The organism is Sphingobium sp. TomMM7A, from assembly GCF_055397305.1.
Map to the genome: position 1 here is coordinate 816,198 of NZ_AP027312.1, position 23,047 is coordinate 839,244.

At 62.8% G+C, this 23,047-nt stretch carries 15 protein-coding genes; 2 read left to right on the forward strand and 13 right to left on the reverse strand.

What is annotated here, in order from left to right; genetic code table 11:
- Window positions 1-4: 4 nt before the first annotated feature.
- The 10 genes from ACZ5ZH_RS16395 to ACZ5ZH_RS16440 all read right to left on the reverse strand — a co-directional run bounded on the left by ACZ5ZH_RS16395 (window position 5) and on the right by ACZ5ZH_RS16440 (window position 17,188).
- Window positions 5-745, reverse strand: a complete 741-nt coding sequence (locus ACZ5ZH_RS16395; RefSeq protein WP_464773040.1) for an AcvB/VirJ family lysyl-phosphatidylglycerol hydrolase — start codon at window positions 743-745, stop codon at window positions 5-7.
- The gene (locus tag ACZ5ZH_RS16400; RefSeq protein ID WP_464773041.1) at window positions 727-4,101 is read right to left on the reverse strand and encodes a glycosyltransferase; all 3,375 of its coding nucleotides are present in this window, start codon (window positions 4,099-4,101) and stop codon (window positions 727-729) included. The genes ACZ5ZH_RS16395 and ACZ5ZH_RS16400 overlap by 19 nt, the downstream gene beginning before the upstream one ends.
- Before the next feature lie 214 nt (window positions 4,102-4,315).
- Entirely contained in the window at window positions 4,316-4,732 is a 417-nt protein-coding gene (locus ACZ5ZH_RS16405; protein ID WP_460989062.1) for a BLUF domain-containing protein, read from the reverse strand.
- 238 nt (window positions 4,733-4,970) lie between these two features.
- The gene (locus ACZ5ZH_RS16410) at window positions 4,971-6,407 is read right to left on the reverse strand and encodes a glutamate synthase subunit beta (protein WP_464773042.1); all 1,437 of its coding nucleotides are present in this window, start codon (window positions 6,405-6,407) and stop codon (window positions 4,971-4,973) included.
- A gap of 64 nt (window positions 6,408-6,471) precedes the next feature.
- Entirely contained in the window at window positions 6,472-11,118 is a 4,647-nt protein-coding gene (gene gltB / locus ACZ5ZH_RS16415; protein ID WP_464773043.1) for a glutamate synthase large subunit, read from the reverse strand.
- A gap of 260 nt (window positions 11,119-11,378) precedes the next feature.
- Window positions 11,379-11,858: a VOC family protein gene (locus tag ACZ5ZH_RS16420; protein ID WP_464773044.1), complete on the reverse strand. Its 480-nt coding sequence runs from the start codon at window positions 11,856-11,858 to the stop codon at window positions 11,379-11,381.
- Window positions 11,855-13,201 (reverse strand): DUF1552 domain-containing protein, encoded by a 1,347-nt coding sequence (locus tag ACZ5ZH_RS16425; protein ID WP_464773045.1) that lies wholly within the window; start codon window positions 13,199-13,201, stop codon window positions 11,855-11,857. Before ACZ5ZH_RS16425 ends, ACZ5ZH_RS16420 begins: the two co-directional genes overlap by 4 nt.
- Window positions 13,201-14,898, reverse strand: coding sequence for a DUF1592 domain-containing protein (locus ACZ5ZH_RS16430; RefSeq protein WP_464773046.1), 1,698 nt, complete (start codon window positions 14,896-14,898; stop codon window positions 13,201-13,203). Before ACZ5ZH_RS16430 ends, ACZ5ZH_RS16425 begins: the two co-directional genes overlap by 1 nt.
- A complete protein-coding gene (locus ACZ5ZH_RS16435) occupies window positions 14,895-16,115 on the reverse strand; it encodes a hypothetical protein (protein WP_464773047.1) in 1,221 nt (406 codons plus the stop codon). The genes ACZ5ZH_RS16430 and ACZ5ZH_RS16435 overlap by 4 nt, the downstream gene beginning before the upstream one ends.
- Before the next feature lie 152 nt (window positions 16,116-16,267).
- On the reverse strand, window positions 16,268-17,188 hold the full coding sequence (locus ACZ5ZH_RS16440) for an IclR family transcriptional regulator (protein WP_464773048.1): 921 nt from the start codon (window positions 17,186-17,188) through the stop codon (window positions 16,268-16,270).
- Window positions 17,189-17,295: 107 nt separating this feature from the next.
- Here ACZ5ZH_RS16440 and ACZ5ZH_RS16445 point away from each other — a divergent pair, with 107 nt between their 5' ends.
- Window positions 17,296-19,500, forward strand: a complete 2,205-nt coding sequence (locus ACZ5ZH_RS16445) for an alpha-amylase family protein (protein WP_464773049.1) — start codon at window positions 17,296-17,298, stop codon at window positions 19,498-19,500.
- A 164-nt stretch (window positions 19,501-19,664) separates the two neighbouring features.
- On the forward strand, window positions 19,665-20,468 hold the full coding sequence (locus ACZ5ZH_RS16450) for a cyclase family protein (RefSeq protein ID WP_464773050.1): 804 nt from the start codon (window positions 19,665-19,667) through the stop codon (window positions 20,466-20,468).
- Window positions 20,469-20,520: 52 nt separating this feature from the next.
- Here the strand turns inward: ACZ5ZH_RS16450 and ACZ5ZH_RS16455 are convergent, their stop codons facing one another.
- From ACZ5ZH_RS16455 to otnI, 3 genes are read right to left on the reverse strand one after another with little or no spacing between them, the layout of a single operon-like run.
- Window positions 20,521-21,300 carry an SDR family NAD(P)-dependent oxidoreductase gene (locus tag ACZ5ZH_RS16455; RefSeq protein WP_464773051.1) on the reverse strand — a complete coding sequence of 260 codons (780 nt, stop codon included), beginning with the start codon at window positions 21,298-21,300 and terminating at the stop codon, window positions 20,521-20,523.
- Complete coding sequence (locus ACZ5ZH_RS16460; protein ID WP_464773052.1) at window positions 21,297-22,232, reverse strand: 2-hydroxy-3-oxopropionate reductase; 936 nt, start codon at window positions 22,230-22,232, stop codon at window positions 21,297-21,299. The genes ACZ5ZH_RS16455 and ACZ5ZH_RS16460 overlap by 4 nt, the downstream gene beginning before the upstream one ends.
- 1 nt (window position 22,233) lies before the next feature.
- Window positions 22,234-23,019, reverse strand: a complete 786-nt coding sequence (otnI, locus tag ACZ5ZH_RS16465; RefSeq protein ID WP_464773053.1) for a 2-oxo-tetronate isomerase — start codon at window positions 23,017-23,019, stop codon at window positions 22,234-22,236.
- Between the last annotated feature and the right edge of the window lie 28 nt (window positions 23,020-23,047).

The following is a 23,047-nucleotide window of genomic DNA, read 5'->3' on the forward strand; positions in this document are numbered from 1 at the left end:
GGCGCTATGCCGGATGGACGGGCGAGGCCAGCGTCCGGTCTATAGCCTGCAACAATATCCCGCTCGCGCTGTCCGCATCATGGTGCAGCTCATGTCCGCCGGGCAGGCGGACGGTCGTCGCATTGCGCTGGCGGAGCGCAGGGCAAAGACTCGACCGTTCCTCCGCGCCATGGATGCAAAGCAGCGGCACCCAACTCAATTTGCGGCCCGCGAGAGAGGCATCTTCTTCCGGCTCCCCGATCGAGAATATCTCCGAGGGCGACGCGCGCCACTCGCGTGTTCCACCCGGGACAATCAGGCCGACAAAGGCGATCCGGCGGCGCAGTTCGTTCGGCACATAGGGCAGGGATGGCGCGATGACATCGGCCCCGAAGGATTGGCCTAGCAGCAGCAGCCGGGCCTGAGGATCGATCGCGATCGCGCGCCGCAACCCGTCGGCTATCATTGCGCCGGTCTGCTCGGGCGTACGGCGGACGCGGAAGAAGTGCAGGCTGTTCTCGGCGACCACGGGGATACCATGATCCGTCAGGTGATCGGCAATCGCCGGGCCAAGTCCCGCATGGAAGCCCATGTCACCAGATAGGTAAAGCGCGACCGCATGCCGATCAGCCTTCCGCTCGGCCTTGGCAGGCATGACGTCGAACAGATGCCCGCCCACATATCCCAGATACCAGAAGGACAGGACAATGGCTCCGCATAACAGCAGCAATGTGCGCGCCAGCGATTTCACGCCGCCTTGTTCCATGCCGCCATATCCTCCGCCGCGCCGCCCGATGCCTGCACCCGGCCGCTCCGCTCCAACTTACCCCATCCGACCCATGGCCCTAATATGGCGGTCGCGGTGGCACGGATCACGACGCCGTACATGATCTGGCGATAGACAAAGCGCTGTGCCACCAGCAGCAAGGCAGGGTAGCGCCGCTCGCGCGGTTCGAGCTTGTAGGCGACAGCGCCGCACAGCACGTCGATGGCGCAGAAGGCGAGCCAATAGAGACCCATGCGCAGCACATCGGTTTGCGTCTGTGCCCAGCCATGCTGATGGATGCGTACCGCCGTATCGATGCTGCTGGCGACCAAGGCGAGGTCGATGATCGGCGACACCAGCGCAAAGCCGATCTGGAACAGCCAGGCCTGCGGCAATCCGACCCAGCTCAAACCCGCTGGCTTGCCATCGCGCCAGATGCCGCGATGCTTCCACAGGCACTGCAACGTGCCATAGGCCCAGCGGAAACGCTGCTTGGCAAGCGCGCGGAAACTTTCAGGGGCCTCGGTCCACGCGACGGCTTCGGTATCATAGGCGACCAGCCAGCCCGCGCGCTGAACCGCGATGGTCAGGTCCTGATCCTCCGCCAGCGTGTCGAGCGGATAGCCGCCCACCTCGTCCAGCGCCGCCCGCCGCCATGCCCCGACCGCGCCCGGCACGACCGTGATCGCGCCGAACCGCGCCAGCGCCCGCCGCTCCAGATTTTGCGCGGTCACATACTCCACCGCCTGCCAGCGGGTGACGAGGTTCACGCGGTTGCCGACCATCGCATTGCCCGCCACCGCGCCCACATCCTCATCTGCGAACCAACGGGCGAGCCGGGCGATGGTCAGGGGTTCGAACTGCGTGTCTGCATCAAGCGCGACGATGATCGGCGCGCGCGCCAGCTCCAGCGCGCGGTTGAGTGCCGCAGCCTTGCCACCATTGGTGAGGGTAAGCAGCCGGACGCGATCGTCCCCGGCGAAGGCGCGTGTGACGATCGCGCTCGTTCCGTCGGTGGAGCCATCGTCCACAACAATAACGTCCAGCGTCACCTGTTCGCTCGCGAGCACGCGGCGCACCGACGCCTCGATCACCTTGGCCTCATTGAAGGCAGGGATAATCACCGACACAAAAGTGTTGGGCTGCATCGCTGGTGGTTCGACCCGGTTGGAACGCAGACGACTGCCAAGCGCCAGCGCCGCCAGCATCAGCGCCCGGCCGATGCCGAACAGGATGACCGCGAAGAACAGCCATTTAAGCGTTGCCGCGATCGCGGCCAGCACAAGGAAGACCGCAACGTCGATCCGCACCGCCACCAAATCTGCGCCGCCGATCCGTGGCATCACCTTGTCCGGTGTCAGCCCTGCGAGGGTGGATATGGTGACGAAGCGATAGCCCTTCGCCTCCAGCCGCTTGATGATGCGGGGCAACGCCGCGACCGTCTGCGCCCGGTCCCCGCCGCTGTCGTGCAGCAGGACAACCTGTGCTGAGCGGTCAGCGTCCCCGGCTTCAACTTGCTGAACCGTGCGGTCGACGATTGCATCGACGCCCGGCCGCGTCCAATCGCCCGGATCGACATGCAAGCCGACATTCAGATAACCGGCGCGCTGCGCCTCCAGCGCGGGACCGATCTCGTCCGCACTGGTGGGTTCGGCGTCCCCAAAATAAGGCGCGCGGAATAGGCGCATGGCCCGGCCGGTATAGGCTTCCACCAGCCGCTGCGTGCTGTTCAGTTCCAGCGAGACGCCGCGTGGCGAAACCTGGGCCAGATTGGGGTGGGTGTAGCTATGGCTGCCGATTTCGCTGCCCTGCGCAATGATCTCGCGCAGCAGCGAAGGATGCATGATCGCATTTTCGCCTATGACGAAGAAGGTGGCGGGCACGTGCGCGCGCTTCAATATGTCGAGGATCGGCGGCGTCCACACCGCGTCCGGCCCATCATCGAAGGTAAGCGCAAGCATATGCGGGCGGTAGCCCGTCCGCCGAATGACATAAGGGGTGGGCAGACTGGCATAATGTTCGTCGATGATCAGCCCGCTTAGCGGCCTTGAACCCATGCGCACCGTTCGATGACCGATGGTGGGCACATCGTCGATCCGCAGGATTTCGCCATTGCCCTCGACATCGACGGAATTGAAGCTGGTCAGCCGTCCGAGCCCCTCCACCTTGCCCTTCTTTCCAGCGAGCGCGGACCAGAAGCCGGGGTCCTCCGACCCCAGGCGCCACAGCGCGATCCCGCCTGCGCCGGTGATCCGCGCGGCCCGCACCTGGTTCCAGGCGCTAGCCGCGTCCAGCATCCAGACATGATGGACAACGCCATCCTCGGAATAGTCGAAGGTCGCGTTGCCGCTTCTGGCGTCAAAGCGGATCGGAGCGCCGGAGTCATGCGCCGTCAGCCATGCATCTTCGATCGACAGGATCGAAGCCGGGCCTCCGCCTTGTTTCCAGTCATAGGCATAGTTGCCGATCGCCACGATCGCCTTGGATGCTGGGACGGCACGCAGTGCAGCGCGCAAGCGGCCCACGAACCAGGGCTGCGCTGCGATCGGACCCGGTTGATCGCCGATGAAATGCTGGTCATAGTCCATCAGGAAAAGGCGGTCGGCCACACGCGCATAGGCATGCAGGTTCCAACGCGCATCATCCACGGGCACGGTCAGCATCATTTGCTGATTTTGACTGTGCAGCAGTTGTTCTGCTTCCTTGAGGAACGACAGATAATCGGCGTGCGCGCTAGGCGGCAGCGCTTCCAGATCGAATATGACTCCTGATGCTTTGAGCGCTTTCAGCGACTGAGCCAGGCGCAGGAGCAGCGCCTTCCGCGCCGCGCGGTCGTGCAGCAGCGCCGACGTCCCGGCACCATCCCAATCGCCATCATCGGCATTCTGCACGACCGGCATGACACGCGGGCGATGAGCCGAGGTACGGATGAGCGACGTGAAAACCGGATCATTCGTGACGCGCAGATCATGGCGCGGGCCGGTAACCGACAGCAAGGTCGGGGCCACCCAGTCGATCTGGCCGATATGCTGGCGTAAAGACGCCCGGCTTGCGTCGTCCCATGGTACATAGAAGGCGACGCTGACAGCCTTACCATCGGCGCCCGGGCCGCGATGGGGCAGCCATTCTGACAGGCGATGGCGAACCGAAGCCTGGAAATGGTTCAGGCGCTGACCGATGCCTTCCGGACGGCGGCGCTCCATCTGCAAAGGAACGGCAGGCGGGATGGGCACATTGATGATGGTATAGGCAAAGGCCATTCCGGCGGTGAGAATGACCATTATCAGGCAGAATAAAGTCGGCAGCGTCAAGCGGCGCCTGCGGCCGGTGGCATCGTAGAAAACTGGCCTGTGCATCGTTCGCCCATCCGACTGGAGAGGCGACGCAACAGGGGTGAGCGCCGCCTCTCACTTACGTGGCCACCATGTGAGCCGCTGCACGGGATAGCGGGCATGGCCTAACCGACGCATGGTCGGCAGATTACAACTTTGTCATGGGAGGGGCCTGAGCATGCCGTGTGGCAGGAAATGGCGTTGATCGACGCAGCGCCGATGAGGAATCCGCCGCACATTATCCCCGGCCCATCATGGCCGTTTCGGACATGAACCGGGCGAGTGCTTCTGCGCAGTTTACAGGATCATAGGCAGCTTCCCTCAATAACTGCTCAACTTCGGGATAATTCACTTGAGCAGGTACGACATAGGCCAGCGACCAGGTGACGAACCGTCGGTGGGGATAGACGCCTTCGGCGATGGTGCGGATATTTTCATGCCTCAAGTCATCGAGGATGAGACGCTGCAACACTTCCACGGCGTCTGCTGGTCCTTCGAGATATTGCGCGAAACTGCGGCCGGTAAACAGGAGCGCGCCCGTCACGTGAAGGCGGTGATTACGCGGGACGGAATCCCTGACGATATCCGCGGCCAGCTCATCGGCCTCATCCTCGGCGAGCCTGCTGGCGCTGATGTAGAACCATCTGAAGACCATCGACGCGAACTCCGGAAGGCCGCTGGTCCTCATTATAGAGGCGGCTATCCGTTCGTCGCCAACTCACAGGGGTTAAACACAAAGCCCCGGCCCCTGCCGCCATTCAAACGCCGCTGCCCCCTCGCTCAAGAGCAAGTTAGCAGCGACGTATGGCGATTGGGTCGAGACCTTGCCGGAGTAATGCGGATGATTGGCCCCGTCCTTCGGAGCCTTTCACCGTCGCAATTGCCTTCAGCGCTTAACGAGGAAGGTCGCTGACGCCCATCAGGTGCAGATCGACTGCGCGAGCGCACTGTCGGCCCTCGCGAATGGCCCAGACGACCAGTGATTGGCCGCGGCGCATGTCGCCACAGGCGAACACCGACGTCTGGCTGGTGGCATAGTCGATCATGTTGGCCTTAACATTGCCGCGCGCATCGAGGTCGGCACCGGATTGTTCAACCATGCCTGCCTTGCGAGGGCCAACGAAGCCCATCGCCAAGAGGACGAGGTCGGCCTTCAGTTGGAATTCGCTGCCCGCGATTTCCTGCATCTTGCCGTCAACCCATTCGACGCGCACGCATTCGAGCGCCTCGATCTGGCCGTTCTTGCCGATCGCCCGCCGGGTGGTGACCGCCCAGTCGCGATCACACCCTTCCTGATGAGAGGAAGACGTGCGCAACTTGAGCGGCCAATTGGGCCAGCTGAGCGACTTTTCCTCCCTCTCGGGTGGCTTTGGCATGATCTCCAATTGGGTGACCGATGCTGCGCCCTGCCGGTTGGATGTGCCAACACAGTCCGAACCCGTGTCGCCGCCGCCGATGACGACGACATGCTTACCCTGCGCGGACAAGGTGCCGCGCGGCGCGGCGCGCAGTTCATCGTCGCCCGCATTGCGCTTGTTCTGCTGCGTCAGGAATTCCATCGCCAATCGAACGCCGGCCAGTTCGCTGCCCGGAATATCCAGCGTGCGCGGATGTTCGGCGCCACCGGACAGAACCACGGCGTCATAATTGCTACGCAGCGCATCCATCGAGATGGCGACGCCGATCTCCGTCGAAGTGCGGAATTCGACACCTTCCGCTTCCATCTGCTGGGCGCGGCGATTGATCAGGTGCTTTTCCATCTTGAAGTCGGGGATGCCGTAACGCAGCAATCCACCGACCCGGTCATTCTTTTCGAACACGGTCACGGTGTGACCAGCCCGTGCAAGTTGTTGCGCGCAGGCCAGGCCAGCGGGGCCGGAACCGACGACGGCAACACGCTTGCCGGTCTTGCGCGCTGGCAGCTGCGGTTCGATCCAGCCTTCACGCCAACCGCGATCGACGATTTCGCATTCGATCGACTTGATGGTGACGGGAGAGTCCACGATGTTCAGCGTGCAGCTCGCCTCGCACGGGGCGGGACAGACGCGGCCGGTGAATTCCGGGAAGTTATTGGTGCTGTGCAGCGTTTCCAGCGCCGTCTTCCAATCGTCTTCATAGACGAGATGGTTCCAGTCCGGGATGATGTTGTTCACCGGACAGCCATTGTGACAGAAGGGAATGCCGCAGGCCATGCAGCGCGCGGCCTGGTCGCGGATCTCTTCCTTCGACAGCGGGACGATGAACTCGTTCCAGTGCTTCAGACGCTCTTCGGGCGCGGTGTAGCTGCGATCTTTGCGCTCAACCTCGAGGAAACCGGTGGGCTTGCCCAAACTCTTTCTCCAAACTTCTCAATCTTGTCGCTTGCGAGGGAGTAATGCCCTCGCCCCATGAAGCCTATTCGGCGGCCACGGGGGCTACGGCAACGCGTTCATCTTCCATGCTCTGCAGAGCCTTGCGATAATCCTTCGGCATGACCCGGACGAAGTTCGCAAGCGTGCCCTGCCAGTCGGCCAGCAGCGCCTCGGCGCGTTCCGAGCCCGTGTACAGCTTATGCCGTTCGAGCAGGATGCGCAGGCGGTCGGCGTCATGGCGAAGCATGTCGCCCATACCCCAGTCATGCACGTCCACGCCGCGTTGCAGCGGACGGCCAAGGCCATCGTCGTCCGAAGCCATTGCCGGGACCGGATCAACATCGACCATCGCGGGATTGACCTTCGACCGGAAGCTGCCGTCGGGATCGTAGACATAGGCGATGCCGCCCGACATGCCCGCCGCGAAGTTGCGACCGGTTTGCCCCAGCACAACGACCACGCCGCCGGTCATATATTCGCAGCCATGATCGCCGACGCCCTCGACGACGGCGATCGCGCCCGAGTTGCGGACAGCGAAACGTTCACCACCAACACCGCGGAAGAAGGCTTCGCCGGAGATCGCGCCATAGAGGACGGTGTTGCCAACGATAATATTGTCGGCGGGGACGCGCTTCGTATCTTCCGGCGGACGGACGATGATGCGGCCGCCGGACAGGCCCTTGCCGACATAGTCGTTCGCATCGCCGGTCAGGTCCAGCGTCACGCCATGCGCCAGGAACGCGCCGAAGCTCTGGCCCGCAACGCCTTGCAGCTTCACCAAGATGCTGTTGTCGGGCAGACCGGCATGGCCAAAGCGACGGGCAACCTCGCCCGACAGCATTGCGCCGACGGTGCGGTTGACGTTGCGGATCGGCCGCTCGATGCGAACCGGATCGCGCCTTTCCAGCGCGTCCATCGACGCCTTGATCAATTCCTGATCCAGCGCGGCGTCCAGACCATGATCCTGGCCCTCGGTGTTGCGCAGGACCAGATCCTGATCCGGTGCGACCTGATGGAGCAGGCGGCTGAGGTCGACGCCCTTGGCCTTCCAGTGATCGATGGCGTCGCGCATGTCGAGCCGATCGACGCGGCCGACCATTTCCTCGATCGTGCGGAAACCGAGCTGCGCCATGATGGTACGCAGTTCTTCCGCGACGAAGAAGAAATAGTTGATCACATGTTCCGGCTGGCCAGTGAAACGCTTGCGCAGTTCGGGGTCCTGGGTTGCGACGCCGACCGGGCAAGTGTTGAGGTGGCACTTGCGCATCATGATGCAGCCCGCTGCGATCAGCGGGGCGGTGGCAAAGCCGAATTCGTCCGCGCCGAGCAAGGCGCCGATGGCAACGTCACGGCCGGTCCGAAGACCGCCATCAACCTGCACGGCTATACGGGTGCGCAGGCCGTTGAGCAGCAGCGTCTGCTGGGTTTCGGCGAGGCCAATTTCCCATGGGCTACCCGCATGGGTCAGCGACGTCAGCGGCGACGCGCCTGTGCCGCCTTCATAGCCCGAGATGGTGACATGGTCTGCCCGAGCTTTGCTGACGCCCGCCGCGACCGTGCCCACGCCGACTTCCGACACCAGCTTCACGGAGATGCGGGCGCCCGGATTGACGTTCTTCAGGTCGTGGATCAGCTGCGCCAGATCCTCGATCGAATAGATGTCATGGTGCGGCGGCGGCGAGATGAGGCCGACGCCCGGCGTTGAGTGCCGCGTCTTGCCGATGGTCTTGTCGACCTTGTCACCCGGCAGCTGCCCGCCTTCGCCCGGCTTTGCGCCCTGCGCCATCTTGATCTGCACATCGTCGGCATTAACCAGATATTCGGTCGTCACGCCGAAGCGGCCCGATGCCACTTGCTTGATCGCGGAACGCATGGAATCGCCGTTGGGTAGCGGCTTGAACCGCTTGGGGTCCTCGCCGCCCTCGCCCGTGTTCGACTTGCCGCCGATACGGTTCATGGCGACCGCCAAGGTGGTGTGGGCTTCCCAGCTGATCGACCCATAGCTCATCGCGCCAGTCGCGAAACGCTTCACGATAGCACTGGCCGGTTCGACCTCTTCAAGCGGAATAGCCTGATCCGCGAACCTGAACTTCATGAGGCCGCGAATGGTCAGCAGCCGCTCATTCTGTTGATTGATGGACGCGGCGAAGGCTTCATATTCCTTCGGATTGTTGCCGCGCACCGCATGCTGGAGCGAAGCGACGCTCTGCGGCGTCCAGGCATGTTCCTCGCCACGGACGCGATAGGCGTAGGCGCCACCGACATCCAGCATGTTGCGGTAGATCGGATTGTCGCCGAACGCCTCGCGATGGCGGTTGACCGTTTCCTCCGCGATTTCGGCAAGGCCGATGCCCTCGATGGTGGTCGCGGTGCCGGTGAAGTAGCGCTCCAGGAAGGCGGAATTGAGGCCGACCGCGTCGAAAATCTGCGCGCCGCAATAGCTCTGATAGGTCGAAATGCCCATCTTGGACATGACCTTCAGGATGCCCTTGCCGACCGCCTTGATATAGTTTTTCTGAACTTCGTAGGCGGACAGCGGCAGGTTCTGCTTCACGCGGATCTGCTCAAGCGTCTCGAACGCGAGATAGGGGTTAACCGCCTCCGCGCCATAACCGGCAAGGACGCAGAAATGATGCACTTCGCGCGCTTCGCCGGTTTCGACAACCAGGCCGGTCTGCATGCGCAGGCCCTGGCGGATGAGGTGATGGTGGACCGCTGCGGTTGCCAACGCGGCCGGGATGCCGATGCGCTCGGCTGAAACGTTGCGGTCGGACAGGATCAGGATGTTCTGGTCCGCGAGCACCGCTTCAGTCGCTTCGTTACAGATGCGATCGAGCGCGCGCTCCAGACCGGCGGCTCCTTCCGTCGTCGGCCAGCTGATGTCGATCGTCTGCGTGCGGAACGCACCGTCCAGCGCATCATGGATGCCGCGAATCTTGGCAAGGTCTTCGTCGGTCAGCACCGGCTGAAGAGTTTCCAGCCGCTTGTGCGTGCCAGCATGATGGCCAAGCAGGTTCGGACGCGGGCCGATCATCGACACCAGGCTCATCACCAGTTCCTCGCGGATCGGGTCGATCGGCGGGTTGGTGACCTGGGCGAAATTCTGCTTGAAATAGTCGTAGAGCAGCCGCGATTTTTGGCTGAGCACGGCGATGGGCGTGTCGATGCCCATGGACCCGATGGGGTCTTCCGCATTGCGCGCCATCGGCTCCAGGAACTTCAGCACGTCTTCCTGTGTGTAGCCGAAAGCCTGCTGGCGATCGAGGAACGCCGCCGCGTCGTTGCCGCGCGATGGCAGCAGGTCCTCGCCAAGGGTCGCGGGCAGCTCTTCCAGCTTGTACTGCGTTTCCTTCAGCCACTCCTCATAGGGATGTTCATCCGCGAGTTGGGCCTTGATCTCCTCGTCCTCGATGATGCGGCCCTGCTCCAAGTCGATGAGCAGCATCTTGCCCGGCTGAAGCCGCCACTTGCGGACGATATTCTCTTCCTTGAAGGGCAGGACGCCGCTTTCCGATGCCAGGACGATATGATCGTCATCTGTCACGATGAAGCGCGCCGGACGCAGGCCGTTGCGGTCGAGCGTCGCGCCAATCTGGCGCCCGTCGGTGAAGGCGATGGCGGCGGGGCCGTCCCACGGCTCCATCAGCGCCGCGAAATATTCGTAGAATGCCTTACGCTTCGGGTCCATCAGCGGATTGCCCGCCCATGCTTCCGGGATCAGCATCATTACCGCCTGCGCCAGCGGGTAGCCACCGGCGACCAGCAGTTCGAGCGCATTGTCGAGGCAAGCCGTGTCCGACTGACCATGCGGGATCAGCGGCCACATCTTGTCGAGGTCCGCGCCCAGCAGCGGCGATTCGAGCGTGCGGCGGCGCGCGTTCATCCAGTTAACATTGCCGCGAACCGTGTTGATCTCGCCATTATGCGCGATGAAGCGATAGGGGTGCGCGAGCTTCCACGACGGGAAGGTGTTGGTCGAAAAGCGCTGGTGAACCAGCGCCAGCGCCGATTGCGTCAGCGGGTTGCGCAGATCATCATAGAAGCTGCCGACCTGATCACAGAGGAGCAGACCCTTGTAGACGACCGTGCGGGTGGAAAAGGACGGCACGTAGAAATCGGCGAGCGCCTCCAGCCCCTGCTTCTGCGACAATTCCTTCAGCGGATTTTGCGTCTGCTTGCGGATGGCGAGCAGCTTGCGCTCGAACGCGTCCTGATCCTTCGTTCCGGCGCCTCGGCCCACGAAGCACTGACGGATGGTCGGCATCTCGTCCAGCACCGTCTGGCCCAGCCCGTCGAGGGTCACCGGCACGTCGCGCCAACCCAGGAGGACCTGGCCTTCCTTCAGGATAAAGCGCTCAAGCTGCTGCATGGCGGCGGCTTCGGCATCCCCGTCACGCGGCAGGAAGCACATGGCAACACCATAATCGCCGGGCTGCGGCAGATCGATGCCCGCGCCGGTGGCCCAATCGCGATACAGCGAATCAGGAATCTGAATCAGAATGCCCGCGCCGTCACCCACCAAAGGGTCCGCGCCGACTGCGCCACGATGGTCGATATTGCGCAGAATGTCCAAGCCACGAAGAACAATATCGTGGGTTTTTAATCCCTTTATGTTGGCGATGAAGCCGACGCCGCACGCGTCATGCTCATTACCGGGATCATATAAACCTTGCTTGCTTGGGTAAGCCATTCACATTCCATTCCGTGCGATCTTGCGAGCGCGCCATTACACGCGCGGCGGACGGCAGGGAATAGCTTTGGCGCGATTCCCCGACGGCGATCGATCAAAAAATCCGCATTTTAAGCAGAATCAGGCGAACTTGTCTGCGCACAGTCCGCCACCTGACCGTTCGAATCGGCCATAAATGTCTCATGCAATGCTGACAATAGGCGAGAGAAGATCGTGACGGAACACAACTCGCCACAGCTCGCCACGCCTTCAGACACGCCCTATTGACCCCGCAATTGCACCAGTTCCACGATTACGCCATCGGCATCGCGCACCACGCTGTTGATTACCGGCCCCTTCTCGTCCGCCGCAGCGATCCTGACGATGGGAAAACCTGCCGTCTGTACGCGCAGCGCGGCGGCCCGACTGTCACTGACCCGAATGCCAACCTTGGCCCCCGTCGAACGGTTCTGGGTGGCGTTTGGCTTTTCATAGTGAATGAGGATCAACAGCGGTTCGCTGGACCGGGGATCACCGGAAAAATTGAATGCGATCTTTTCGGCAGGATCACCCGGCTTGCTGATCGTGAAGACCGGCTTCATGCCGAGCGCATCGACATAGAAGGATCGGGCGCGGGCCATGTCGGCCACCTCCAGCGACAGGAAACTGAACCCTGACATCGTAGGCTGACCTTGCGTCTGCGCGTAAGCGGGCACTGTTGCCAACAGCGTGGAGAGCGCAATCATCGCGGCGCGCTTCATGCCATGATCTCCGACAAGCTGCGCGACGTCCGCATGGCTTCCGTGCCCCAGGCATCGACGGGAACCCCCATCAACTGCTGCATGGTGAGGCCGACGCGCGAAATCGGGTCGCCCTGCCCTGCTATATGGATGCCGCTCTTCACCTTCCCGCCTGCCCGTCCGGCCAGCATTACGGGAATGCCGTTCACATCGTGGTTCTTCGCGTAGCTGACCTCGGAATGAGCGACGACCAGCATGTTGTCGAGCAAGGTGCCGCCCCCTTCCTTGATCGCCGACATTGCGGTTACGAAGTCGGCCCATCCCTGCATGCTCTGCGTGGAAAAGGCATCGACCGTCGGCTGATAGCCCTTTGTCCGGTCCACCTGTTCCTCATGCGTAGCCTGATGATAAGCGGTGGGCGATCCAGCCTGCCGCAGGTCGGCGGTGGCGGTGGAAAAGACCATGTTGAACACCTTTGTCTGGTTGCAGGCGACGGCCATCGCCAGCAGTTCCGCCATCAGCTTGTGCGACTGCTGGCGGGCGGTGACGTCCGTGCTGGCGGGCAGGTCGGCAGGCTGCGCTGGCACGATGCACGCCTCTGCCCGGGGCGGCTTTTCCAGTTGCAGCGCCAGCTTGTTCTCGACTTCACGGATGGAGGTGAAATAGCTATCGACCCGCGCCTTGTCCTCCGCCCCCAGCTTGCCCAGCATCCTGCGGCGCTCGTCGGTCACGGCGGACAACACGCTGCGACGCGCCATCACCTTGGGGTCGGGGGTAAATTCCGCCGCGTTGGGATCGCGGAAATCAGCGCCGAAGATGCGGCGGTACAGTTCCATGGGCGATGCGACGCTGGGGTTCATTTCCGTCCCGCTGCGATAGGAAAAGCTGGTGCGCGCATTGCCATCGGCACTCAGTTCCAGGCTGCGGAACAGCGTACCCGCGCCGATCGCGTCCGCGATGCTGACGTCGAATGTCGGGCCAACGAGCTGCTGCCATGTGTCGCTGGGCGTCCCCGTTCGAAGGCCCACATTGCCCGAGATATGCGGCTGGTTGCTCTTGCCGCCCAAGGTGACACCGAAGCCTGAAAGGACGGAAACCTTGTCCTGCACCGGCTTGATCGGCACGAGTTCAGGCGGCAGGTCGTAATTGGCGCCAGCCGTCTTGGGGTTCCAGCGATCGGGGATCATCCCACAGCCCCAGAACCATGTGCCAAAGCGCACCGGCAAGCGGCCTCCGCCATAGGTCGCGGCCACCGCCGCGCCATTATTGTCCAGGAAATAGTCGAGGAACGGCAGGCCTACGGCCACCGCGCCGCCGCTGAGCATGCCGCGCAACAAAAAGCCGCGCCTGTCGAACTGCGTCATCAACCTTTCCTTCCTGACGATGGCTTGCCCGCGATCCGCGACGCCGCTGGCGCCCGGACGGCAAAGAATTGGGGATCGATGACGATCCGCCGGAACAGCGGCCGGATGCGAAATCCAGCCTGGGCAAAATCGTCATGCAGGCGCGTCGTCAAAGGCTCTTCGGACGGAAGCAGCGACCGCCCCGCCGCGTAACGCCACGCGGATTGCGCCACGCACTGCGTCACCTTTGGATTGTCATGCAACGCCTTGCCCAGACCCGCGCTGTCGGTGAACGACACCTTGTCCAGCATGCCCGTCGTGTCGATCGGCACGCCATTTTCCGTAGGCCGAAACTGTCCAGCGCCGTCGAAACTGTCGAGCGTCAGGCCCATCGGGTCAGTCAGCTTATGGCAGCTCGCGCATTCCTCATCGTCGAGATGCGCCTTCAATCGCTCGCGCGTAGTGCGGAAGGCGGGATTGCTCGTGTCCTGAACGATTGTGAAGTTCACATTGGCGGGCGGGGTCGGCACATGTTCGCACATCAGCACTTCGCGCAGCGCCTTGCCCCGCAAAGTGGGCGAAGACCGCCCCTCATGCGAATGCAGCGCAAGGAAACTGATCTGCGTCAGCAGCCCGACGCGCGGATCATCGTCAGGCAGAGTGATCATCGACCAGTCTCTCGGAGCATAGGGTATGCGATAGAGCGGGCTCAATTGCCGGTTCATCGCCACCCGACGGGTGGTGAACAGGTCGCGATAATCGCCATTTTCCTCCACCAGCAGTGTCGTGATGGTGCGCAGCGTCTGTTCCCGCGCGGCGGGCGCGGCGAAAGAACGGAAGGCCGGGTAGATGATCCCGTCCTTGGACAGCGACATCATCCCTTCCAACTGAAGGAAATCGTCGAAGAAGGACCGCACACCGGTTTCAAACCGGGGAGAGGCCATCAGCCGATCGACCTGCCGGATAAGCCCCGCCTTCGTCATCAGGCTACCGTCGGCCGCCGCCTGCAGCAGCTGTTCGTCTGGCGTGCTGTTCCAAAGAAAGTAGCTGAGCTTGCTGGCGCGCGACCAGGCATCGATCGTCTGCCCGCCCGGAGCACTGGGGTCGGCCACCTCCCGGTCGGTCTGGAACAGGAAGGGCAGGTCCGACAGCATCGCCGTCAACATGATCGCCAGCCCGCCGTGGAAATCCTTCACCGTCGCGGCCGCCGCCAACGTCTGCGCGACGGCGAGCTTCACCTCCCCATCAGTCAGCGGCCGACGGTAGATCCTGAGGCCGATCCGCTTGAAGAAATCCGCCGCGCAGGCCGCGCCTTGCGGATCGGATGCCGACGGCGCGCACCCGACCAGCCGATCGCGATGTTTCGCATCGACTACCTGTTCGGCGATGCCGCGCGCAATCTGCTCATATTGCTCCGCCCCCGCCGGGGTAAGCGAGACTGCGCTGGTGCCCGCCGCCAGCAAACCGCCGACCCGCATGTCCGGTTCGAACCGGCCGCTCACCTTGATGTCAGGCCCGAATATATCGGCGATGGTCGCGCGATATTGCGCCTCGGTCAGCCGCCGGAACTTGGGCACCTGTGGTTGCTGCGCCTGCTGCTGCGCTGGCGCATCCGCCTGTCCGGCGCTGGCGGCCATCAGAATTGCGCCGATGGAACAGAGCGCCGTGACTGCGGACAGCGCGCGAAGGACGCGCGATGAATTCACCGGCCCGCTCACTGCTGCACCCCTTGCGCCACTTGCTGCGCTTTGATGAGGAAGACGGGCACACCCTTGAACCGCAATGCCGATGAAATGGCCGTGTTGCGCCCCGTCTTCGGGTCAGGGAAGGCATCGGCATAGCGGCGCACCGCCTTGATCAGCGCGGGGCAGGACATCCGCGTCAGATTGGCGCCCACCTGGGTCGATTGATGATAATTGTCCTCGATGCTCGCCAAAGTGTGATAGCCGTAAATGCCACCCTCTATGGCTTCGCCCGGCTTGATCTTCGCCTGAATGCGCGCCTGCCGGACCTCGCGATAGCTGTCGATGATCTGCTCACGCAACCGCAACCGTAAGTCGAACGGTTCAGTTAGCAGTTCGCCGTTGCGGATTTTTCCTTTGGCCTGCGCCATGAAGCGGCGATTCGGATCAACATCCAGACTGGCCCATGCCAGCGGCTTCCCCGCACCCGACAATTCCAAAGGATTGGCGCTGGCATAAAGGCGCACCGTCACATCATCGTCGTTGACCGGATCATCGACGCCGCTGACCTCGACCAGCGTGGGCGACGACATCGATGTGATCACCTCGTCCGCTACCTTGGGCGTGCCGAAATCGCGCGTGGAAAAAGTGCATCCCACCGCCCGGATCAGCTGGTTATCGACGCCCGGCTTCTTATCAGGGCTGACATAATCGTCCTTGCTCGCGCGGCCGTCCAGATCGATGCCGTAGGCGATTGGCCCCCGATAATCCTCATTCCCCTTTTCCATGAAGGGGAAGTCTTCCGGATTGGTGCAGCTGTCATAGGCGAAACGGGTGCCCAGGAAGGCAGCTGTGCCCTTCCCCTTGGGTATATGATATTTCTGGCGCAAGGCTTCCTGTTCCGCTTCGCTCAGTTGAGCCATGCTGCCATTGGAACCGGAAGGCTTGCCGGTAGGCACCATTTTGAAGCCCAGCCGCTGGCCCATCAGTTTGTGCAACTCTTGCAACTTGTCGGGCGCCTCATATTTCGCGCGCTCGGCGCGCGGCAGGCTATTCAGAAACAGGTCGGACGAACTGAGCGACAGCGCGCGACACGCCTTTTCATCTTCGTAAGCCGCGACATAGATGTTGGTCAGCGCGAAGGAAAAGCTCTGCTGCTGCGGCGCGGACGCGCCAATCGCCATCATGCTGCTCACTACCAGCAATCCCGCCGCGACCCGCCTGTCGCGCACATGGGATCTCATATCTTTCATCACCCTCTCCTGCCGCCCGCGCTGTTACGCCGGTGTTTCTTCGTCCGTTATCATGCAGCCGCGCAGGCGTGCGCCACGGCGTTACTGTTCACCGAAGCGGCAGAAGTGATCCGAAATGTCTGGTAAGGCTGGCTTTAGACAGATCAGGCTGATCAGAAACTCTGCATCGCGATTTCCACACTCATCCGCTGCGCCGCGCTGATCAACGCAGGCCCCAACTCGTCCAGCCGGGCGCGGGTAAGATGAGACGACCGATCCGAAATCGACAGTGACCCCTTGGGCAGCCCGTAGCGGTCCTTGACCACCGCCGCAACGCAGCGCAGCCCGTCGCTATGCTCTTCGTCGTCCAGCGCATATCCGCGCGCCCTGATCTGCGCCAACTCGCTGCGCAGACGGTCCCCGTCGATGATGCTACGCGCTGTGCGGGCCTTGAGCGGCGTGCTGTCCAGATAGCGATCGAACTCCGGCCGGGACCATTGCGCCATCAGCACCTTGCCCGACGCCGTGCTATGCAGCGGCAGCACAGCACCCGGCCGCGCCGCAGTCTGGCGAAAACCGTTGGTCGCGGCCTGCCCGACATAACAGACACCCGCCCCCTCGGGCACGGCGATGTTCACGCAATGCTGTACTTCCGACATCAGTGACCGCATGATCGTGTGGCCCAACTGGCCCAAGTCCCGCGTCTGAGCGAAAACCGCACCCACGGTGAAGGCCTGGACACCGACCGACCAGCCATTTTTCCGCCGGTCGAAAGCGACATAGCGCAACGCTTCCATGGTCGTCAGCAGGCGATGGGTAGTAGATCGCGGCAGGCCCACGGCACGGGAAAGGTCGCTGAGCGTCATATGATCGCTCTTGGCCAATTCATCGAGAATGCCGAATGCCCGCACCAGCGACTGGACTCGCCCAAGCAGACCGTCCTCCGGCTCTTGCTGACTATCGGTCACATCCTGTTCCTCGCCCTGCTGAGCTGTCGTCGCGCGAACGCCAGCCTTAGAGAAACTGGTATGACCTGTTTGCTCGCCTTTGTCGATATGCTTTGCGTCGGGCTTCGATCGGCCCTTATCCATCATCCGCGTCCGGGAAACATCAGGTCGGCATCGCCGTCCCACATCATGGGATGATCGATTGTGGATCGACGGCCTTGGGCTAAGGATCGGGCAAAGCTGAGGAGAGGACCATGCCCGACATCTTGCCGCTCGATCGCCGCACGGCATTGACGTTGGGGGCCGGTGCGCTGCTGTCCAGTATTGAGCCCGCCTTTGCCCGCAAAATCGGACAAAGCGGCGCGCCGGACTGGGCGAGCGAAACTATGCGTTGGTTCCAGCTTGCCTTTACCGAAGATGATCCGGGCCGTTACGATCAGGCCTTCTGGATCGAATATTTCCAGCAGATTCACGCCGATGGCGTCTGCCTGAGCGCTGGGGGAGGCATCGCCTTCTACCCAACGGCCATTCCCTATCATGGCATGGCGCAGGGCATCGGCAAGGGCGTGAACCCGTTCGGCGACATGGTCGCTGCGTGCAAGAAGCTGGGCATGCGCGTGCTCGCCCGTATCGATCCGCACGCAATGAACGCGGCCGCCGCCGCTGCCCATCCCGAATGGGCGTTGACCGGCCCGGATGGCAAGATCAAGCGCCATGGCAGCGCCCCGGACCTGACCCTGACCTGCGCCTATGGCCCCTATAATTTCGAGCTGATGCCCAAGGTGATCGAGGAAATCGCCCAGCGCTATCCGGTCGATGGCTTCTTCGGCAACCGCTGGAATGGCAGCGGCACCTGCTATTGCCAAAGCTGCCGGACGCTCTACCGCGCCGCGTCAGGGCAGGAGATTCCGGCTGACCCCGACCCTTCCAAACCGGAAGGGCGCCGATATGCGGCTTGGGTTGAAGACCGGCTCTTCGCCCTCATGGACCTTTGGAATGCGGCTGCGCGCAAGCACCGGCCCCAAGCCTTCTTTATCCCAGGCGGTGACCGCCGGGGACTGGTCGATCTGAACGGCCCCGCCCTGTCAAAGCGTCTACCGCTCGCCTTTTGCGATCGCCAGGCACGCTCGTCCGACGATTCGGGCTGGGGCACGGGTCCCGAGGTCTGGGGTGCGGGCCGCTACACCCGCGAACTGCGCGCGTTCATGAAGGACAAACCGGTCGGCCATATCATCTCCGTGGGAGTGGAAGAGGCCTATCGCTGGAAGGATTCGGTGCAAAGCCCGGCCGAAATCCGAATCTGGGCCGCTGGCGCGATCGCTCAGGGCGCGCGTCCTTGGATCACCAAGTTCAATGCCAAGCCGCTCGACCTCCGCTGGATGGACGTGGTCCGGCAGATCTACAGCTGGCACCACGCCAACGAAGCCTATCTGCGCAACAGCGGTAATCTGGCGCGGGTCGCGATCGTCCATTCGCCCAGGACGACTGCCTATCTGGGCGGCTGGAATCAGCGCGGGCAGCTGGAGGGTCATTCGCGCGGCTTCTACCAGGCTGCGCTTGAATCGCGCGTGCCCTTCGACCTGATCGACGAGGATTTTCTGGACGATACCAGCCTGTCGCGCTTCCGCACCATCATTCTCGCCAATGCGGCGGTGCTGTCGGACGCGCAATGCGATCAGATACGCGCGTTTGTGAAGCGGGGTGGCAATCTCATCGCCACGTACCAGACCTCTCTCTATGATGGTGATGGACGGCAACGGGCGGACTTCGGCCTCGCGGACCTGTTCGGCTGCTCCGTCGCCGGAAAGGCTGAGGGACCGCTCAAGAACGCCTATCTTACTCTGCGTCATGCCCACCCGGCAATCAGCGGACTGCTCGACATCAATCGCACCATCGGCCCGCTCTTCCGCCAGCCTGTCACCGCGCGCGACCAGAGAGAAGTCGCATTGACGCTGGTGCCGAGCTATCCCGACCTGCCAATGGAACGCGTCTTCACTGACAAGACGGAGACCAACCTGCCGATGGCGATCTGCCGTCAAGTCGGCCGTGGCCGCGTCGCCTATCTGCCCATGGACATCGACCGCACCTTTGCAGAGCTTGGTCATGGTGATCATCTGACATTGCTGCACGCAATGCTCGACTGGACCCATCAGGAAGCGCATCCACTAAAGATTGAAGGGCCGGGCCTGCTGGACATCGCCTGCTGGCGCCAGGACAAATCGATGACCGCGCATCTGGTCAATCTCAACAACCCCATGACGATGCGGGGCAGCTATCGCGAGGCGATCAGAACCGGCCCCTACCGGGTCCGCATGCAACTGCCACAGGGCAAACGGGCGGCGCAGGCCCGGCTGCTGACGGCAGGGACAGCCGTGCCACACGGGGCGGCGGACGGCTGGGTCGAAGTCGATGTGCCGTACATAGACTTCCACGAAGTCGTCGCGATCGACTTAATTTAAGAACGGACACTTCTGCAAACCTAAACTCCGTTCGCACTGAGCCTGTCGAAGGGCTCTACTTCTTTGAAGAACAAGAAGAGGCTTCGACAAGCTCAGCCGGAACGGAATTGAAATGGTCCCATGTAACTCAGGTCGCTTTCGACCAAGAAAAGGAACAAGCCGCCATGATCGAGCGCCGCGATATGCTAGCCCTGAGCGCGCTTGGGGCGCTCGCCCTGGGCACGGCTTCCCGCGCTGATGCTGCTGCCGTAACCCCCGATCAGACCAGTCTTTCCCTGCACGGACGCGAACTGCACATCCTCGACCTCACGCACAAGCTGACGCGGGCCTTCGCCTTCACCCCTGGCCGCCTGACCATGGAGGCCGTGGAAGGATCGGGAACGAAAGCAGGGATGGCGCTCAACCGCATATCGATCGTCGAACATACGGGCACGCATCTCGACGCCCCCCGCCATTTCGCGCCTGATGGGGCATCGGTCGGCGACATACCCGTCAGCCAGTTGATCGTTCCGATCGTCGTGATCGACATAAGGGACAAGGTGAAAGCCGATCGCGACGCTCGGGTGGAACCGCGGGATGTCGTCGCATGGGAACGCCGCCACGGCCGCATCCCGTCCGGTTCCTGCGTCGCCATGCTCTCGGGCTGGGATCCGCTGAAAGCCTTTTCAAGCTTTGGCAGCCTGCCCCCCGCCGAACGGCGCAAGAGCCCCGGCTTCGATCCTGCCGTAATGGACATTCTGATGAAGCGGGATGTGCGTGGCATCGGCGTCGATACCATGTCAATCGATGCGGGTGAGGCGATGCCCGCCTTCCCCGTTCATCAGGCATGGCTGCGCAGCGGGCGCTGGGCGTTGGAGGGGCTCGCCAATCTCGACCGCGCACCTGCTGCGGGCGGGTTGCTGTTCGCAGGCGTCGCGCCGCTGGAAAACGCCACCGGCATGCCCGCGCGCGTGATCGCGCTCTTTTGAACAAGCGCTGCGGCGTCCGCCCGTGCAGAAGCGAGCGCCGCAGCCAGTGCCGTCATGCGCGCATCAGCGATCCGCCATTGACGTCATAGATCGCACCGTTGATCCAGCGGCCATCCTCCGACAACAGCATCGCGACGACGCCGGCATGGTCTTCGGATTGGCCAAGCCGGGTGTGTGGGGTGCGTGACATGAAATAGTCGGCCCACTTGGTGGCTTCCTCGGCGTTCGCTTCCATCGCCGCCTTCATCTCGCCGGTCACAGTGAAACCGGGCGCGAGCACATTGGCGGTGATGCCTTCCTTGCCCCAGCGCGCACCGACGTGGCGCGCCAGCGCATTCACGCCCGCCTTCGCCATGGCATAGCAGGGCCGCGTCGGTTCACCACCATGCGCCGAGCCGGAGCTGGTGTAGACAATCGCGCCCTTACCGCTCTTAACGAGGTGCGGCACGACCGCGCGGGTGCACAGCAGGTGGCCGCGCAGGTTCACCGCGATCGTGCGGTCAAATGTGGAAAGGTCGATGGCCAGCGCGTCGCTATCCTCCATGATAACGCGCAGGTCTGCCGCATTGATATGCGCCCCGTCGAGGCCGCCGAAGCGGTTCACCGCCTCTTCCGTCGCCTTCTGCACAGATGCCTCGTCGGAAATATCGACATGAACCGCAAAGGTTTCGCCGCCCGCTTCCTGCGCCACCTGCGTCGCGCCCTCAATGTTGATGTCGGCCGCGCAGACCCGCGCGCCCTCCTCGGCCAGGCGCTTCACAGTGGCAGCGCCGATGCCGGTCGCGCTGCCGAACACGATGATACGGCGGTCTTTGAGACGATTATTGGTCATGAGCATCCTCCGGAAGAGCTGTTGGTGTTGGAAACATTCTCGGTTGAGTAACCACTCACCATGTGGTTAGCAGCTCGTTCGAGCGTCGTCACCATCGCGCTGTGATCCTTTTCCGCATCGCCGTGCGCTACGCAACTGTTGAAAAGTTGCTGCGCATTTGCCGTTGCGGGCAGCGCAACTCCCAGTGAACGCGCACCTGAGAGCGCCAGATTCAAATCCTTCTGGTGGAGCCGGATGCGAAAGCCGGGGTCGAAGGTTCGGTCGATCATCCGCTGGCCATGCACCTCCAGAATGCGCGATGCCGCAAAACCGCCCATCAACGCTTCGCGCACCCGCGCCGGGTCCGCGCCCGCCTTCGATGCGAAGACCAGCGCTTCGGAAACGGCTTCGATATTCAGCGCGACGATGATCTGGTTGGCGACCTTGGTCACCTGCCCCGCCCCAACGTCACCCACCAGCGTGATGCTCTTGCCCATCAGTTCCAGCAGCGGCCGGACCTTTTCGAACACATCCGCCTTGCCCCCGCACATGATGGTAAGCGCCGCATTCTTCGCCCCCACCTCGCCGCCGGAAACCGGCGCATCGACATAAGCGCAGCCCAGCGCCTCGATCCGCTCCGCAAAGTCACGGGTCGCGATCGGGTCGATGGAACTCATGTCGATGACGATCGTGCCGGGCTTCAACCGCTGCGCCGCGCCGTCCGCACCGAACAGCACGAATTCGACGTCCGGCGTGTCGGGCAGCATCAGGATCAGGCATTCGGCCTCGGCCGCCACATCCGCAGGCGTGGCGCAGTCGACCGCGCCGCCTTCGCGCAGCTCATCCGGCATCGGCGTGCGGTTCGCGCAACTGTAGATCGCATGGCCCGCCGCCTGTAGATGCCCGGCCATGGGACGGCCCATGATGCCGAGGCCAATGAAACCAATCTTCATGTCACGCTCTCCCGGATTTCAGATAATCGCGCGCCCAGCCAAGGCCCGCCTTCGTGTCGCCCGCAGGCCGGTATTCGCATCCGATCCACCCGCCATAGCCCAGCGCGTCGATGTGGCTCAGCAGCCAGGGATAATTGATCTCGCCGGTGCCGGGTTCGGCACGGCCCGGATTGTCGGCCAGCTGCATATGGCCGATGCGGGGCAACAGCCGTTCGATCGTGCGGGCAAGGTCGCCTTCCATGATCTGCATATGATAGATGTCATATTGTAGGCGGACATTTGTGCGACCCGCCTCGTCGATCACTGACAGCGCCGCGTCTGTCGTGCCATAGAAATAGCCGGGGATATCGACGCGCGTGTTGATCGGTTCGATCAATATCTCGATGCCATCGGCCGCCGCCAGATCGGCTGTGTAAGCGATATTGTCCACCAATGCAGTCCGACACTCCGCGCTCGCGGGTGCCTTCCCTGCCATCAGGTGAAGGCGCGGGCAGCCCAGCGCTTTGGCATAGTCCAGCCCTTTAGCGACGCCCGCGCGAAACTCCTCCACGCGATCAGGCAGCGCAGCGATGCCCCGCTCTCCGCCGGCCCAATCGCCAGCGGGCAGGTTGAACAGCACGACCTCCAGCCCGCATCGCCGCGCCCGTTCAGCCGCCTCTTCCGTGCCATGATCATAGGGAAACATGAACTCGACGCCGGAAAAGCCAGCCTCCGCCGCCGCATCGAAGCGGTCGAGAAAGGGCAGGTCCTGGAACATCATCGACAAATTGGCGGCCAGCTTGACCATGTCTCTTCCTCTCTTTTCAATTCGCGCC